Source organism: Rhodanobacter sp. FW106-HT46G03 (genome assembly GCF_058789895.1).
In genome coordinates this window covers 2344817-2360997 of the sequence record NZ_JBYTCC010000001.1, presented here as the reverse complement: position 1 = coordinate 2360997, position 16181 = coordinate 2344817, and the positions used below count along the sequence as shown (strand labels likewise).

Below are 16181 nucleotides of genomic sequence, written 5' to 3'. Positions count from 1 at the left end.
TTCGCGCGGGCGGCAGGAGTCATCATCGCCGTATTCCGCCTCATTGCCCGATCCGCCGCAGCGGTTCCCCCGCCATGAGCTTGCGTTCGATCTGCTCCAGGGTGACGCCCTTGGTCTCCGGCACCAGCCAGAGGGTGAGGAAGAGGAACACGGCGTTGAACGCGGCGTACAGCCAGAAGGTCTGTGCCTGGCCGATGCCGTTGAGCAGCGGCAGGAAGGAGAAGCCGACCAGCCAGTTCGCCACCCAGTTGGTGAAGGTGGAGCAGCCGATGCCGAAGTCGCGACCCTTGAGCGGCTGGATCTCCGAGCACAGGGTCCAGATCAGCGGACCGGCGGACATCGCGAAGCCGACGATGAAGAGCAGCAGCATGCCGACGGTGAAGAATTGCTGGCCGTGGGTGTGGATGCCCAGGTGCATCATGGTGCCGACCACGCCCAGGCCCAGCGCCATTACCACGAAGCCGGTGTAGAGGATGGGCTTGCGGCCGAGCTTGTCGACCAGGCCGATGGCGATGAAGGTGGCCAGCACGTTGACCAGGCCGACGATGGCGGTAAACCACATCTGCGACTCGGTGTCGTAGCCCATGTCCTGGAAGATGCGCGGGGCGTAGTACATCACCACGTTCATGCCGGTGAGCTGCTGCATCACCTGCAGCAGCATGCCGAGCCCCACCGAGCGGCGGAAGTTGCGGTTCTGGCGGAACATCGCAAAGCCGCGCTGCGGGATCTTGAGCTGCTCGGTGATCGCGCCCAGCTCGCGGGCGATCGACTCCGGCAGGAGGCCCAGCCGGTGCAGCACGTGTTCGGCCTCGCCGCGGCGGTCCTTCATCATCAGCCAGCGCGGGCTCTCCGGCAGGAAGGCGACGCCAAGCAGGAACAGCGCGCCGGGGATCGCGATCACGCCGAGCATCCAGCGCCAGTTGCCCGAGTAGCTGAAGGCGGTGTCGGAGAGAAAGGCGACCAGGATGCCGATGGTGATCATCAGCTGGTAGAGCGAGATCATCGCGCCGCGGATCGACTCGGGCGCGATCTCGGCCAGGTACAGCGGGGCGGTGAAGCTCGCCAGGCCAATGGCGACGCCGAGCACGAGGCGGCCGCCGATCAGGGCCTCCGGCGACCATGCCATGCCGCACAGCACCGAGCCGGCGACGAACAGCACCGCGCCCAGGATCAGCGTGCGCTTGCGGCCCAGCTGGCTGGACAGCCAGCCGGCCACCAGGGCGCCGAAGGCGGCGCCGATCATCATCACGCTGACGATCCAGCCCAGCGTGTCGTCGCTGATGCCGAAGTCCTTCTGCAGGAATTGCTGCGCGCCGGAGATCACGCCGATGTCGAGGCCGAACATCAACCCCGCGAGCGAGGCAAGGATGCAGACGAAGATCGCGGTGGCCTTGCCTTGTGGCACGGTGGGTGCCGCGGACGCGGTGAGGGTGTTGCCCATAGGTGTCTCCCCGTGGAATGGCTGCGTGGTGGTGGCGAGGGTCGTGCGATCCGCATGCCGGGCTACGGCGCCGGCGGCAGATCAACCGTTGGCGGTTTACCGGCAAATCGTGGTTCGGGCAAGTGGTGTGTGCGGCTGGATACGGCGCGCATGCCGGATTCGCCGAAGGACGCGGCAGGATTCCTCCGGTTTTGCGTGCTGGTTCGGCCGTCCAGATGGGTTGCCACGCCACTGCCCTGACATGATTGGCGCGGTGCGTGCCGGCGCTTGCCGCGACCGCGACGGTTCACCGCTGCAGCACATGCGCCACCGAGTCAATCGCATCGACGATGCGGTCGCTGGCGTCGAGCAGGGCGGCCGTCCATTCCACGTGTCCATCAGCGGCCAGCGTGGCCGCAAACGCGCGTTGGCGCTGGCGCAGTTGCCAGTCGTCCACTGGCGCCCGCGCCTCGCGCAGCGCCGCCGCGCACTCCGCCAAGGCATGAGCGAGGGCATCGACAAAGCCATCGACCAGGTGGGCGTTCGGCGGCTCCGGTACGGCGTCGCGCGTGCCGCGTGCGGATTCCAGCGTCATCGTGGCGCGCACCACGCGGTTGGCCTGCGCCATCAGCGCTTGCGCACGCGGCACGCTGGCACGGCTGGCGGGTTCATGCCGCATGCGATCGAGCGAAGCCTCGGCCGCGCTGCGTGCGGCACGTGCGGCGATGCGCGTTTCGTGGCAGGCACGTCGGTTGCCGCCCGTCACGGCCAGGAGGTATTCGCGGTACGCATCCAGCAGCTCGGCCAGCACGCCTTGCTCGCGTCCACGCTCCCAGGTGGGCCAGGCAAAATAGGCGAACAGCGCCAGCGCACTGCCTGCCGCGGTGTCGATCAGCCGCGCCGGCAGCGAGGCTTCCGGTGGCACGCCATAGAGTGTCAGCAGGATGACCACCAGACCGGTCAGGCACGTCACGGCCACGCCGTAATGCACCGCGGCCAGTTCGCGGAAACCGAAACACGACACCGCGAGCAGCGCCAGCGCCACCCAGACGTTGTCGATGCCGATGAAATGCAGCAAGCCGGTGAACAGCACCAGCCCGACGAGGGTGCCCAGCACCCGCAGCAGGCCGATGCGCCAGGTGGCGCCGAAGTCCGGCCGCAGCACGATGGCCATCGTCATCGGCAGCCAATAGCCGCGCGTCAGCGCCGGCGTGTGCGCCCACGCGATCGCGATGGAAAAACAGATGGCGGCGCGGATCGCATGTCGGCATGCCGGCGAGTGCAGGTGCAGGTTGGCGCGCAGCGTTTCCAGCGGATTGGCCGGACGCAGCGTGCGCGGCAGTCGAAACTCGGCGGTTTGCGCGCGAATTTCGCCGCGGCTGCCGGCCGCGTCCGCGTTGCGCACGGCGGCCCGCAGTTGTCCGCCGAGTGCCGTTGCGCGGGCACCGGCCATGGCGACCCAGGAGGTGGCGCCGGTATCCGCGGAGCCCATGGTCGTGAGCGGTGCTACCGCCGTGGCAAACGCCGCCAGCGCGGCGTCGGCGCGTGGCGCAGCCGCCTGTTCCAGCGCGCTGGCCAGGGCTTCGAGCACCTCGGCGGCCGCCTGGCGTACTGCCTGCAACGGGCTTGCCGCCAGGGTGGAAGCGTCGCGCGTTTGCAGGTCGGCCAGGGCGGAGAGTTCCAGCCGGATCCGTTCGCCGAGTTGTGCCAGCACCCGCAGCGCCTCCACCGCGCGGCCGCGCGCATGGCCGGCGCCAAACAGGGTCGCCTGCAAGGCATTCAGCGACGGCGGCAGGGCACTTTCGCTGCCGCTGGCCACCGGTTGTCGGGCCACCGTGGCCAGCGCCCGGAACGCGCCCGCCAGCGCATGGCGTTCCGGGCGATAGCGCTGCAGGGGCCACGCCGCAATCGCAAACAGCATCTGCAAGGCGCCGCCGGCCGCGATCAGCAGCGCGGCAGCCAGCGCCTGCGGCACCGGCTGCGGGTCGGCACTCATCACCGCCAGCAACACCATGCTGGTCATCCCGGCGCGACTTGCACTCGGACCCACCGCCACCAGCAAGGCTGCAAGGAACGCCCATACCAGCGCCACGATCGGCAGCACAGCAGGCACTTCGCCCAGGGTGGCGCCGGCAAACGCCGCCATGCCCGCCGCTACGGCCGTCAGCGCCATCGCCTGCATGCGCAGCCGATACGGCCCGGCTTGATCGACAAACATGGTGTTCAGCGCGCCGACTGCCACCGCAAGCCCGACTGGCAACTGGTCGGTCGCCGCGCCAAGGGCCAATGGCACCACCACCGCTGCGGTATTGCGCAACCCCACCTGCCACGGCACATCCACCTTGCCCACGCTCAGCAAAGGACGCAGCAAGGTGGCGTGGCGCAGGCGGATGGCAGCGGAAGGGCGCCAGGCGGGCATGGGTGGCAAGGTCGATGGCGCGCGCGAATTGCCGCAAGGGCTGCAGTGCAACGGATTCGCGCGAGAAGTGCAATGTTTCGGCATGGGGCGATGCCGGCTTCCGCCACTTGTATTTGTGCCTGCGGTTGATTCGTGCGCAGCCGGTCATCGGCACCAATCGCCTTGATCCGTGAGGCGACGATCGGAAGCACTGCACGGCGGCTGGCTGCGGCGTTTTTGGCACCCACGCCTTGCGCAGGCGTGACGACGCCCTGTATAGTTGCCGACTCTGATGCGGGGTGGAGCAGTCTGGCAGCTCGTCGGGCTCATAACCCGAAGGTCGCAGGTTCGAATCCTGCCCCCGCTACCAGACTTTCTTGGACAAGAAAGCCTCCTCGTGAGGCTTTTTTGTTGGGTGCATGGAGTGCACTGCATTTGCCTTCGATCGGCGTGGCCGTTTGGGGCGGGTGCACGGAAAGCGGCCGCGAGTCGGAACATTGACGATGACGCTCCGGCACGGGGCAGGGAATGGGCCGTTGGTGCCCATTTTTTGTTTTTGCGACCTGGGAACGCCTTGATGGATACACACTCGCTCGCACAACGTTTTGACCCGGTACTTGCCGATCTCGGCTTGTGCTGCCTTGGCGTGGAACTCGTTTCCGGGCCGCATCAGGGCACGTTGCGCGTGTATCTGGATGTGCTGGACGAAACGGTGGCGGCCGACGGCACGCGCCGCGAAGTCGGCATCGACGATTGCGAGGCGGCGAGCCGCGAGTTGTCGGCGCTGCTGGATGTCGAGGACCCGATCCCCGGGCAGTACGTGCTCGAGGTGTCTTCGCCCGGGCTTGACCGCCCGCTGTTCACCGCGGCGCAGTTTGCCCGGGTGGTCGGGCAAGACGTGAAAGTGTTGCTGCGAGTGCCGCTGGATGGCCGGCGCCGGTTGCGAGGGAAGCTGGTGGCCGTGGCCGGCGAGCAGTTGTTGCTCGAGGTGGACGGCCAGATGCTCACCGTTGCCCATGCCGAGGTGGAAAGCGCAAGGGTGGTGCCCGATTGGGTGGCCCTGGGCTATGCGCCCAAGCCCAAGCCCGGCAAGGTGCCGCGCAAGAAGAAAGCCTGATTGAATTCGATCAACCGTGCGATCATGGACAGATCGCTGCCGGAACCCCGCACGCAGGGATGGCTGCAAGAATCGACAGTTGGACGCCGCGTGGCGCCCTTGGAGTTGCTGCAATGAGCAAAGAGCTTTTGCTGGTGGTCGACGCGGTTGCCAACGAGAAGGGCGTGCCGCGCGACGTGATCTTCGAAGCGATGGAAGCCGCACTGGCCTCCGCCGCGAAGAAGCGTTACCCGGAGGAAGACCCGGACATCCGGGTTGCCATCGACCACGACACCGGCGATTACGAGACTTTTCGCCGGTGGGAAGTGATTGCCGACGATGGCGAGATGGAGTCGCCGTATTTCCAGTTGCGCCTGATGGACGCGCTCGACGAGCGCGCCGATGCGCAGGTGGGCGAATACATCGAGCATCAGGTTGAAAATGCCGAATTCGGGCGCATTGCCGCGCAGGCCGCCAAGCAGGTGATCGTGCAGCGCGTGCGTGAGGCCGAGCGCCAGCAGGTGGTGGATGCCTACAAGGATCGCGTCGGCGAGCTCATCACCGGCATCGTCAAGCGCGTGGAGCGCGGCAACATCTATCTGGATCTCGGCGGCAATGCCGAAGCCTTCATTGCGCGCGACAAGACGATTCCGCGCGAATCGGTGCGCGTCGGCGACCGCCTGCGCGGCTATCTGTATGAAGTGAAATCCGAAGTGCGCGGGCCACAGCTGTTCGTGTCGCGCGCGGCGCCGGAGTTCATGATCGAGTTGTTCAAGCTCGAAGTGCCGGAGGTTGGCCAGGGTTTGGTGGAGATCAAGGGCTGCGCGCGCGATCCGGGCGACCGCGCCAAGATCGCGGTGCTGGCGCACGACAGCCGCACCGACCCGATCGGCGCCTGCATCGGCATGCGCGGTTCGCGCGTGCAGGCGGTGTCCAACGACCTCAACGGCGAGCGCGTCGACATCATCCTGTGGCACGAAAACCAGGCACAGTACGTCATCAACGCGATGGCGCCGGCGGAAGTGCAGTCCATCATCATGGATGAGGACAAGCACTCGATGGACATTGCAGTGGCCGAGGACAAGCTGTCGCAGGCGATCGGCCGCGGCGGCCAGAACGTGCGCCTTGCCTCGAAGCTCACCGGCTGGCAGCTCAACGTGATGACCCAGGACCAGGTCACCGCCAAGAGCGAAGCCGAGCAGGAAGCGGCGCGTGCGCTGTTCATGGAAAAGCTCGAGGTGGACCAGGAGATCGCGAACATCCTGGTGCAGGAGGGCTTCTCCAGCGTCGAGGAAATCGCCTATGTGCCGAGTGCCGAGCTGCTGGCGGTGGAAGGCTTCGACGAAGACATCGTCGAGGAGTTGCGCGCGCGCGCCCGCGATGCGCTGCTGACCGAGGCCCTGGCGGTGGAAGAAACCGCCGACGAGCACCAGCCAAGCGAGGAGCTGCTGGCGCTGGAAGGCATGGACGAGGCCACGGCGCAAACGCTGGCCGAGCGCGGTGTGGTGAGCGTGGAAGATCTTGCCGATCAGGCAGTGGACGACCTGATCGACATCGAGGGCATGACCGAAGAGCATGCGGCGGCGCTGATCATGACCGCGCGCAAGCCAATGATCGAACAGTTGGAAAAAGGCGGCTGACCGCGAAGGGCAGCGCTCTGGATGAGCGCGTCAAGGAAGGCTTGGACCTTCCACCACGGATGGCGGTGTGCGTGCGCAATGACGGCACGGACGACAATCGCGGGAATGGCGGAGAACGAACACGATGGCGGATATGACGATCAACAAGCTCGCCGATGCGGTGGGCATGCCGGTCGACAAGCTGCTCACTCAGCTTGGCGAGGCGGGCATGAAATTCTCCGGCCCGGATCAAGTCATCAGCAGCACCGACAAGGTGAAACTGCTGGGCTTTTTGCGGCGGACGCACGGTCGTGGCGCCACTCCGGCAGCCGCGGCGGCGGCCACGGAAAACGCACCCCGCCAGATCACCTTGCGGCGGCGCACCGTCGGCGAGCTCAAAGTCTCCACGCCGGGTGGCCGCGGTACGGCCAACAGCGCAAAAACCGTCAACGTTGAGGTGCGCTCCAAGCGCACCTACGTCAAGCGCAGCGTGATTGCCGAAGAGGCGAACGCCGAGCCGGAGCGCGAGGAGGCCGTGCGCAAGCTGGCCGAATCCCGCGAGCAGCGCAAGCAGGAGGCGCTGGAGCGCGAACAGGCCGAGCAGCGTCGTCAGCAACAGGCGCAAGCGCGTGAGGCCCAGCTGCGCGAAGACCAGCAACAACACGAGCAGGCTGCTGCAACTGCGCAGCCGGCGGCGACCGAAGTGGCACCAGAGGCACCGGCGGAGCCGCCGCAGGCGGAGGCTCCGGCCGTCGCCGCACCAGCGGAACATGCCGAAGTGGTGCCGGAAGCCGAATCGAAGCCGGCAACCAGGTCCACTGGCAAGACCGCAGACAAACATGCCGGCAAGGGCGCAACGGCCAAGGCGCCCGCCGCAGCGGCAAGCAAGCCGGAGCCCGCAGTCGAGCCGGAGATCGAACACGTCACCCATGCCGCGCATGCTGGCGAGCACGCTGGCGGCGACGCTGCGGCCACCATCGAACGCCTGGATCCGCGCGAATTGGGCATGATCGTTCCGCACGTTTACGAGCCGCGCAAGCGCGAGAAAGTGGTCAAGCCGGCGCCTGCGCCAGCTCCGGCCCCTGCGCCGGCAGCTCCGGCAGCCGGCGCGGGTGATGCGCGCGGCAAGGCGCGGCACAATCGCGAACGCGGTGAAGGCGGCGAAGGCAAGCGCTTTGGTGCCGGCCAGCTGCACCTGAGCGCGGCCGATCGTGCGCGTCGTTCCAGTGGCAAGCGCGGCCGTACCGGGCGCAGCGCCACCCGCGAAGCCAGCCACGGTGCCGCGGCTGGTGCGCACGGGTTCACCCGGCCCACCGCGGCCGTGGTGCACGAGGTGGCGGTGGGCGACGTCAACGCCGTAGCCGATCTCGCGCAGAAGATGGCAGTGAAGGGCGCCGAGGTGGTGAAGGCGCTGTTCAAGATGGGCGTGATGGCCACCATCAACCAGACCATCGACCACGACACCGCGGTGCTGGTGGTCGAAGAGCTTGGCCACAAGGTGGTCGAGGCCAATGCGAACGATGCCGAGGCGGTGCTGGCAGCACATACCCAGACGGCCGAGCTCGAGGGCGAGAAGGAGCCGCGCCCACCGGTGGTCACCATCATGGGCCACGTCGATCACGGCAAGACCTCGCTGCTCGACTTCGTGCGGCGTACCAAGGTGGCTTCCGGCGAGGCCGGTGGCATCACCCAGCACATCGGCGCCTATCACGTGAAGACCTCGCGCGGCGTCATTACTTTCCTGGATACCCCGGGGCACGCGGCGTTTACCGCGATGCGTGCGCGCGGCGCGCAATCCACCGACATCGTGGTGCTGGTGGTAGCGGCCGACGACGGCGTGATGCCGCAGACGGTCGAGGCGGTGGAACACGCCCGCGCGGCGAAGGTGCCGCTGATCGTGGCGATGAACAAGATGGACAAGCCCACCGCCAACCCGGACCACGTCAAGCAGGAGCTGGCGAACATCCAGGTGATCCCCGAGGACTGGGGCGGCGACACCCAGTTCATCCCCGTGTCGGCAAAGACCGGCATGGGGGTGGAAGAGCTGCTCGAAGCGATCTCGGTGCAGGCCGAGGTGATGGAGCTGGCGGCGGTGGTCGACGGCCCGGCTTCGGGCGTGGTGATCGAATCCAGCCTCGACAAGGGCCGCGGCCCGGTGGCGACGGTGCTGGTGCAGCAAGGCACGCTCAAGCGCGGCGACTTCGTGGTGTGCGGCATTGAATACGGCCGCATGCGCGCCCTGGTGGACGAGACCGGCAAGCGCGTGCAGTCGGCCGGCCCCTCGATCCCGGTGCAGGTGCTTGGCCTTTCCGGCGTGCCGGAAGCCGGTGACGATTTCGTTGCCGTGGCCGACGAGAAGCTCGCCAAGCAGGTGGCTGAGGAGCGGCACCAGAAACGCCGCGAGACGCGCATGGTTTCGAAGGCCAACCGGCTCGAGGACATCATTGCGCAGATGGGCCAGGGCAACGAGCAGCAGACGCTCAACATCCTGGTCAAGGCCGATGTGCAGGGTTCGGTCGAAGCGCTGCGCACGTCGCTCAGTGCGATCGGCAACGAGAACGTCAAGGTCAACGTGATCGCCTCCGGCGTCGGCGGCATCACCGAATCCGACGCCACGCTGGCGGCGGCGTCCAAGGCGCTGTTGATCGGCTTCAACGTGCGTGCCGATGCCTCGGCGCGCAAGGTGATCGAAACCTCCGGTCTGGACGTGCGCTATTTCTCGATCATCTACGACGTGATCGACCAGGTGAAACAGGCGGCTTCCGGCTTGCTCGGGGTCGAGATCCGCGAGGAAATCATCGGCATCGCCGAGGTGCGCGGGGTGTTCCGCAGCTCCAAGTTCGGCGCCGTTGCCGGCTGCATGGTCACCGAGGGCCACGTCACCCGCAGCAAGCCGATCCGCGTGCTGCGCGACCACACCGTGGTGTTCGAAGGCGAGCTGGAGTCCCTGCGCCGCTTCAAGGATCTGGTGGACGAAGTGCGCAGTGGCATGGAATGCGGTATCGCCGTCAAGCAATACAACGATGTCAAGGTCGGCGACCAGATCGAATGCTTCGAGCGAATCGAAGTAGCTCGCACCCTGTAACGCCCGAAGGGCGTTACAGGGTGCGAGCGCGGCCATGGATGGCCGCTCGTCAGGCCATGACCTGACGGAGGCGAGCCTGGCGCATGCTGGGCTCGCCGAGCCTTTCGGCGTGCAGGACTGCTCGCCAAAAGGCATCGGTAACGCAGCTCTTGCTCTTCGGCTTTTGCTTTCCAGCTTCCACACGGATTCCGCTCACCCCATGCCCTCCCGCGACTTCAAACGTACCGACCGTGTAGGCGCCGAGCTCCGCCGCGAGCTGGGCCTGCTGGTACATGCGGCCGTCCGCGATCACGGTTTGCCGTCGTGCAGCGTGTCGGATGTGGAAGTGACGCGGGATCTGGATTATGCGGCGGTGTGGGTGACCGCTCTGCTGCCGGCGCAGGCGGTGGAAGCGGTCAAGGCCCTCAACGTGCTGGCGCCGGAGTTCCGCCGTGCGCTGTCGCGCAGCATGCGCTTGCGACGGGTGCCGGAGCTCAAGTTCAAGTACGACGACTCGGTGGACAAGGGCGAGCGCATCGATGCCCTGCTGCGCGCCACGCAGACCCCGCCGACGCCCGAATCGTAGGTGCCCGCATGACTCGGCGACGCCATCGGACGCGCTTTCACTGGCGTGCGCTGCACGGCATCGTGTTGCTCGACAAGCCCGCGGGCCTCAGTTCCAATCAGGCGTTGCAGCAGGTGCGCCAGCTGTTGCGCGCGGCGAAGGGGGGGCACGCAGGCGCCCTCGATCCGATCGCCACCGGCCTGTTGCCGTTGTGCTTTGGCGAGGCGACGAAGCTCGCCGGTAGCCTGCTCGGCGGGCGCAAGGCCTATCGCGCCACCTGCCGGCTCGGGGTGACCACCACCACCGCCGATTCCGAAGGGAATGTGCTGCGCACGCGCCCGGTGCCCGCACTGGATGTCGCCACGATCGAAGCCGCGCTGGCGCCGTTGCGCGGCGCGATCAACCAGGTGCCACCGGCGCATTCGGCGCTCAAGCAGGGGGGCGAGCGCTTGTATCTCAAGGCGCGCCGCGGCGAGCTGGTCGACGTGCCGCCGCGCGAGGTGGAGGTCTTCCGGCTGGAGCTGTTGGAATGCGTTGGCGACACGCTGAGCTTCGAGGTCGAGTGCGGTTCGGGTACCTACGTGCGCTCGCTGGCTGCCGATCTGGGCGAGAACCTGGGCTGCGGCGCGCATCTCATCGCTCTGCGGCGGCTGTGGGTGGAGCCGTTCGTGACGCCGACCATGGTCACGCTGCCCGCGCTGGAAGCGGCCGCCGCGACGGACGATGCGGAACTGCTGGCGTGGCTGTTGCCGACCGAGGTCGGGCTGGGGGCTTGCCCGCGTCTCGTACTGGATGCGATGCAATGCGAGGTGATCGGCAGTGGCGGCAGCATCATCGTTGCGGGGCGGCATGGCCTGCATGCGGCGCTGGACGAGCGCGGCGTGCTGCGTGCGCTGCTGGATTTCGATGCGGTCGGCTGCAGCCGCATCGTGCGCGGTTTCAACCTGCCGAGTGGCTGATCGATGCCGCGCCTTGCCCTTGTTGCGGCGCCAACGCCAACGGTACAATAAGCAAGTTATTCCTGCACTTTCATCCACCAAGGCGAAGCTTGCGCTTGCGTCGTCCCCGACTGCGCAAACGCAAGCTTCGCATCGCCTTTTCAAGGAAACAGGTATCACTCATGTCTCTTACCGTAGAACAGACCGGCAAGATCATCACCGACTTTGGCCGCAAGCCGAATGACACCGGCTCGACCGAGGTCCAGGTTGCGCTGCTCTCGGCCCGGATCGATCACCTCACCGAGCACTTCAAGACGCACAAGCAGGATCACCACTCGCGTCGCGGCCTGCTCAAGCTGGTCAACCGCCGCAAGAGCCTGCTCGGCTATCTGAAGGGCCGTGATCTGGCTCGCTATCAGAGCCTGATCGAGCGCCTCGGCCTGCGTCGCTGATCGACGCTCGCAACGCAACACGCGGCCGGCTTGCCGGCCGCATGAGTTTTGTCGGGGCGTTCAAGCGCGAACGCACATCAGGCACCGGCGTCGGCGCCGCCTTTTTCAGAATCGGGAAATCAACATGGCGAAAGTAACCAAGTCCTTCCAGTACGGTAAACACGAAGTCACGCTGGAGACGGGCGAAATTGCCCGCCAGGCATCTGGCGCAGTGATGGTCAGCATGGGTGGCACCGTGGTGCTGGTCACCGTGGTGGCCGCGGCCAAGGCAAAGGAAGGACAGGATTTCTTCCCGCTCACCGTCGACTACGTCGAAAAGTTCTACTCCGCCGGCCGCATCCCTGGCGGCTTCTTCAAGCGTGAAGGCCGCCCGACCGAGAAGGAAACCCTCACCTCGCGCCTGATCGACCGCCCGATCCGTCCGCTGTTTCCCGACAGCTTCAAGAACGAAGTGCAGGTGATCGCCCAGGTCGTCTCGCTCAACCCGGAAGTGGAAAGCGACATCCCGGCGATGCTCGGCGCTTCGGCTGCGCTGTCGCTCTCGGGCATCCCGTTCAAGGGTCCGATCGCCGCCGCACGCGTCGGCTATGTCAACGACCAGTACGTGCTGAACCCGGAAACCGCGGAGTTGCCGAACTCCAAGCTCGACCTCGTCGTGGCCGGCACGGTTGGCGCGGTGCTGATGGTGGAGTCCGAGGCGCAACTCCTGTCCGAGGAAGTGATGCTCGGCGCGGTAATGTTCGGCCACCGTGAGATGCAGGCGGCGATCAGCGCGATCAATGCGTTCGTGGCCGAGGCCGGCCGCAAGGCGTTCAAGTGGGAAGAGCCCGCGCGCAACGAGGCGTTGTTCGGCGCGATCAAGGCCGCGCTTGGCACCCGTCTGGGCGAGGCGTTCCACATCAAGGACAAGCTCGAGCGCCGCGACGCGATTGCCGCGCTGCAGAGCGAGGTCAAGACCGCGATTGCCGGGCAGGCCGAGGCCGCCGGCTGGACCGCCGGCGCGATCAGCGACGCGTTCGAAGAGATCGAATACCACACGCTGCGCGACGGCGTGCTCAAGACCAAGAACCGCATCGACGGCCGCGCGCTCGATCAGGTGCGCCCGATCACCGCGCGCGTCGGCGTGCTGCCGCGCACCCACGGTTCGGCGCTGTTCACCCGCGGCGAGACGCAGGCGCTGGTCACCGTGACGCTGGGCACCACGCGCGATGCGCAGATCATCGATGCACCGGCCGGCGAGTCGAAGGATCCGTTCCTGTTCCACTACAACTTTCCGCCGTTTTCGGTGGGCGAAACCGGCCGCTTCGGCTCGCCCAAGCGCCGCGAGATCGGCCACGGCCGCCTTGCCAAGCGCGGCGTGCAGGCGGTCAAGCCGTCGCTCGAGTCGTTCCCGTATGTGCTGCGCGTGGTGTCGGAAATCACCGAGTCGAACGGTTCCTCGTCGATGGCCTCGGTGTGCGGCTCCTCGTTGGCGATGATGGATGCCGGCGTGCCGCTCAAGGCGCCGGTGGCCGGCATCGCGATGGGCCTCATCAAGGAAGGCAGCGACTTCGTCGTGCTGACCGACATCCTTGGCGACGAGGATCACCTCGGCGACATGGATTTCAAGGTGGCCGGCAGCTCCGAGGGCGTGTCTGCACTGCAGATGGACATCAAGATCGACGGCATCACCGAAGAGATCATGCAGATCGCGCTGGCGCAGGCCAAGCGCGGCCGGTTGCACATCCTGGGTGAAATGGCCAAGGCCATCTCCACGCCGCGTACCGAGATGAGCGAGTACGCCCCGCGCCTGCTCACCGTCAAGATCCACCCGGACAAGATCCGCGAGGTCATCGGCAAGGGCGGCGCCACTATCCGCTCGATCACCGAAGAGACCGGCGCCACGATCGACATCAATGACGACGGCACTGTCATCATCGCCTCGGTCAACCGCAGCGCTGGCGAAGCGGCGAAGAAGCGCATCGAGCAGATCGTCTCCGACGTGGAGCCGGGCAAGGTGTACGAAGGCAAGGTCGTCAAGCTGATGGATTTCGGCGCGTTCGTGACGATCATGCCGGGCAAGGACGGCCTGGTGCACATCTCGCAGATTTCCAATGAGCGCGTGGAGAAAGTCTCCGACAAGCTCAAGGAAGGCCAGGTGGTCAAGGTCAAGGTGCTGGAAGTGGACAAGCAGGGTCGCATTCGCCTGTCCATGAAGGCGGTGACCGAGGAAGACGCCAAGAGCGTCTGATTGGTTCTGCACCACCGATGCCTGTAGCGAAGCCCGGCCCAACCAGCCGGGCTTCGCACGTTTACGGCCGGGCACTTTGCTAGGATGCGTGCAACAGCCACGAGGAAACGCGATGAGCGGACAGACGGGCGATTTCGTCAAGGACTGGCAAGTGCTGGCGCAGCAATCGTGGGATGCGTGGCTGCGCCAGTTGCAGCATCCACCGGCAACCCCGCAGCCGGTCGGCAACGAAGTGCTCGACCGCACGCTGGCTGGCCTCAAGGGTTGTTTCGACTGGATGCAGGGCATGGCGGCGGCCGGTGCCAGCCAGCCCGGCGCGGACTGGCAAAGCCTGTTGCGCGCCTGGGCCGGTGCCGGCAATCAACCGTTCACCCAGGCGTTTGCCGGGATCGACAGCAACGCGGCGCAGGGCTTCATCGAGCAGTGGCAGGCGTGGCTGCGCTTCGCCCATGCGGGCGGTTTTCCGGGAATGGGCGCGACCGGGCCGGTGCCGGCCTTTGGCCCGCAGCGCGAAGATTTGATGCAGCAGCAGGATCTGGTGGCTGCAGTGCAAGCGGCGGTGGAGGCCAACGCGCGCTACCAGGCGCTGATTCAGCGCGCCAACGCGAAAGGGCTGGAGCTGTTGCAGCGCCGGCTGGTCGACCGCGATGCCGCAAGCCGGCCGATTGATTCGCTGAAGGCCCTGTACGACGTCTGGGTGGACGCGGCGGAAGAAGCCTATGCGGAAATTGCGCTGACCGACGAGTTCCGCACCGCGTATGGCGACATGGTCAACAGCCAGATGCAGGTGCGCCAGCTGCAGCAGAAGCAGACGGCCGCGTGGTGCCGCGAGCTGGGGTTGCCGACGCGCGAGGAGGTATCGGCGCTGGGCGAGCGCCTGCAGCAGGTGCGCCGCGAAATCCGCAAACAGGCAAGCGGCGACATGGGCGCGGAGGTGCTGGCGCTGCGGCGCGAGGTGAGCGCCTTGCGCCGCGAACTGGCCGAGCTCGGCGCGTCGCCGGCAGGCAAGGCCAGTCCCGCACCAAAGCCGAAACCGTCGGTGCGCCGCGTTGCGGCGCCCGCCCGGCGTCCGTCCGCCACCACTGCGCGCAAGCGTTGATCGGGGATACCCATGGATACGCCATTGCAGCTTGACCCCACCCGCCTGATGCAGGAAATCAGCACTTTCCAGCGCAAGCTGAGCGCCGGCCTTGGCCAGTTGCGCCACATGCGCGAGCCGAGCTACGCCAATACGCCGCGCGAGCTGGTTTACGCCGAGGACAAGCTCAAGCTTTACCACATGCTGGGCGACCGCGCTCCGACCGCAAAAACTCCGACGCTGATCGTCTACGCGCTGGTCAACACAGTGTGGATGACCGACCTGCAGTCCGATCGCTCGCTGGTGCGCAACCTCCTGGCGCAGGGTGAAGACGTCTATCTGATCGACTGGGGCTACCCCGGCGGCGCCGATCGCTGGCTGACGCTGGACGATTACCTGAACGGGTATCTCGACCGCTGCGTCGAAGCGGTGCGCCAACGCTGTGGGCTGGAGGCGATCAACCTCATTGGTATCTGCCAGGGCGGCGCGTTTTCGCTGTGCTACAGCGCGATGCATCCGGACAAGGTCAAGAACCTCATCACCATGGTGACGCCGGTGGATTTCCAGACGCCGGACAACATGCTCTCGCACTGGTGCCGCAACCTTGACGTCGACCGTTTTGTCGACGCCATGGGCAACATTCCGGCGGAGCTGATGAACTGGGTGTACCTGACGCTCAAGCCGGTGCGCTTGAACCAGCAAAAATACGTTGGTCTGGTGGATATCCTCGACAAGCCAGTCGAGCTGGAAAACTTTTTGCGCATGGAGCGCTGGATTTTCGACTCGCCCGATCAGGCCGGCGAAACCTTTCGCCAGTTCATCAAGGATTTCTACCAAGGCAACAAACTGGTGAAGGGCGGGCTGGTGATCGGCGACAACGAAGTCGATCTGCGGCGTTTGACGTTGCCGATCCTCAACATCTATGCCGAGCAGGATCACCTCGTGCCGCCGGACGCCTCGCGCGCGCTGGGCCGGCGGGTCAACAGCACGGACTACACCGAGCTGGCGTTCAAGGGCGGGCACATCGGCATCTACGTGTCCGGCCGCGCGCAGCGCGAGGTGCCGCCGGCCATCCACCAATGGCTGCACGCGCGTGATTGACGGCGGCGGATCGAGCCCATGCAAAAACGCCTGACGCGTTCCACCCACGACCGCATGCTGGCGGGTGTGTGCGGCGGCGTGGCCGATTTCCTCGGCTGGGATCCCTCCGTGGTACGCATCGTGTGGATCGTGCTCACGATGCTCGGCGGTTCCGGCGTTCTGCTTTACCTCATCCTGTGGCTGGTGATGCCGCAGGAATCCTGACCTGCAACCGGGTTTT

General features: G+C 66.4%; 11 protein-coding genes, 1 tRNA gene and 2 pseudogenes. 12 read left to right on the top strand and 2 right to left on the bottom strand.

Annotation, left to right across the window (positions count from 1 at the left end):
- Window positions 1–40: 40 nt before the first annotated feature.
- Complete coding sequence (locus AC3WP6_RS10335) at window positions 41–1441, bottom strand: sugar porter family MFS transporter (protein WP_492627626.1); 1401 nt, start codon at window positions 1439–1441, stop codon at window positions 41–43.
- A gap of 286 nt (window positions 1442–1727) precedes the next feature.
- Window positions 1728–3839 carry an FUSC family protein gene (locus AC3WP6_RS10330; protein WP_492627625.1) on the bottom strand — a complete coding sequence of 704 codons (2112 nt, stop codon included), beginning with the start codon at window positions 3837–3839 and terminating at the stop codon, window positions 1728–1730.
- Window positions 3840–4111: 272 nt separating this feature from the next.
- On the opposite strand from AC3WP6_RS10330, the gene AC3WP6_RS10325 reads away from it, so the two are divergent.
- The 12 genes and pseudogenes from AC3WP6_RS10325 to AC3WP6_RS10270 all read left to right on the top strand — a co-directional run bounded on the left by AC3WP6_RS10325 (window position 4112) and on the right by AC3WP6_RS10270 (window position 16165).
- Window positions 4112–4188 (top strand) — tRNA-Met (locus tag AC3WP6_RS10325).
- Between the two features lie 207 nt (window positions 4189–4395).
- Window positions 4396–4935 carry a ribosome maturation factor RimP gene (gene rimP / locus AC3WP6_RS10320; protein WP_492627624.1) on the top strand — a complete coding sequence of 180 codons (540 nt, stop codon included), beginning with the start codon at window positions 4396–4398 and terminating at the stop codon, window positions 4933–4935.
- A 113-nt stretch (window positions 4936–5048) separates the two neighbouring features.
- Window positions 5049–6554, top strand: coding sequence for a transcription termination factor NusA (gene nusA, locus AC3WP6_RS10315; protein ID WP_492627623.1), 1506 nt, complete (start codon window positions 5049–5051; stop codon window positions 6552–6554).
- A gap of 124 nt (window positions 6555–6678) precedes the next feature.
- Window positions 6679–7008: pseudogene (locus AC3WP6_RS10310) on the top strand (translation initiation factor IF-2 associated domain-containing protein); the annotation flags it as partial.
- 528 nt (window positions 7009–7536) lie between these two features.
- Window positions 7537–9618 (top strand): annotated as a pseudogene (gene infB, locus AC3WP6_RS10305) (translation initiation factor IF-2); the annotation flags it as partial.
- 199 nt (window positions 9619–9817) lie between these two features.
- Window positions 9818–10183, top strand: coding sequence for a 30S ribosome-binding factor RbfA (rbfA, locus tag AC3WP6_RS10300; protein WP_492628681.1), 366 nt, complete (start codon window positions 9818–9820; stop codon window positions 10181–10183).
- A gap of 8 nt (window positions 10184–10191) precedes the next feature.
- Complete coding sequence (gene truB, locus AC3WP6_RS10295) at window positions 10192–11121, top strand: tRNA pseudouridine(55) synthase TruB (protein WP_492627622.1); 930 nt, start codon at window positions 10192–10194, stop codon at window positions 11119–11121.
- Between the two features lie 161 nt (window positions 11122–11282).
- A complete protein-coding gene (gene rpsO / locus AC3WP6_RS10290) occupies window positions 11283–11552 on the top strand; it encodes a 30S ribosomal protein S15 (RefSeq protein ID WP_492627621.1) in 270 nt (89 codons plus the stop codon).
- A gap of 124 nt (window positions 11553–11676) precedes the next feature.
- The gene (pnp, locus tag AC3WP6_RS10285) at window positions 11677–13782 is read left to right on the top strand and encodes a polyribonucleotide nucleotidyltransferase (protein WP_492627620.1); all 2106 of its coding nucleotides are present in this window, start codon (window positions 11677–11679) and stop codon (window positions 13780–13782) included.
- 112 nt (window positions 13783–13894) lie between these two features.
- Window positions 13895–14881, top strand: a complete 987-nt coding sequence (locus tag AC3WP6_RS10280; RefSeq protein WP_492627619.1) for a poly(R)-hydroxyalkanoic acid synthase subunit PhaE — start codon at window positions 13895–13897, stop codon at window positions 14879–14881.
- 12 nt (window positions 14882–14893) lie between these two features.
- A complete protein-coding gene (locus AC3WP6_RS10275; RefSeq protein ID WP_492627618.1) occupies window positions 14894–15961 on the top strand; it encodes a class III poly(R)-hydroxyalkanoic acid synthase subunit PhaC in 1068 nt (355 codons plus the stop codon).
- An 18-nt stretch (window positions 15962–15979) separates the two neighbouring features.
- On the top strand, window positions 15980–16165 hold the full coding sequence (locus AC3WP6_RS10270) for a PspC domain-containing protein (protein WP_492627617.1): 186 nt from the start codon (window positions 15980–15982) through the stop codon (window positions 16163–16165).
- The last annotated feature ends 16 nt before the right edge of the window (window positions 16166–16181 follow it).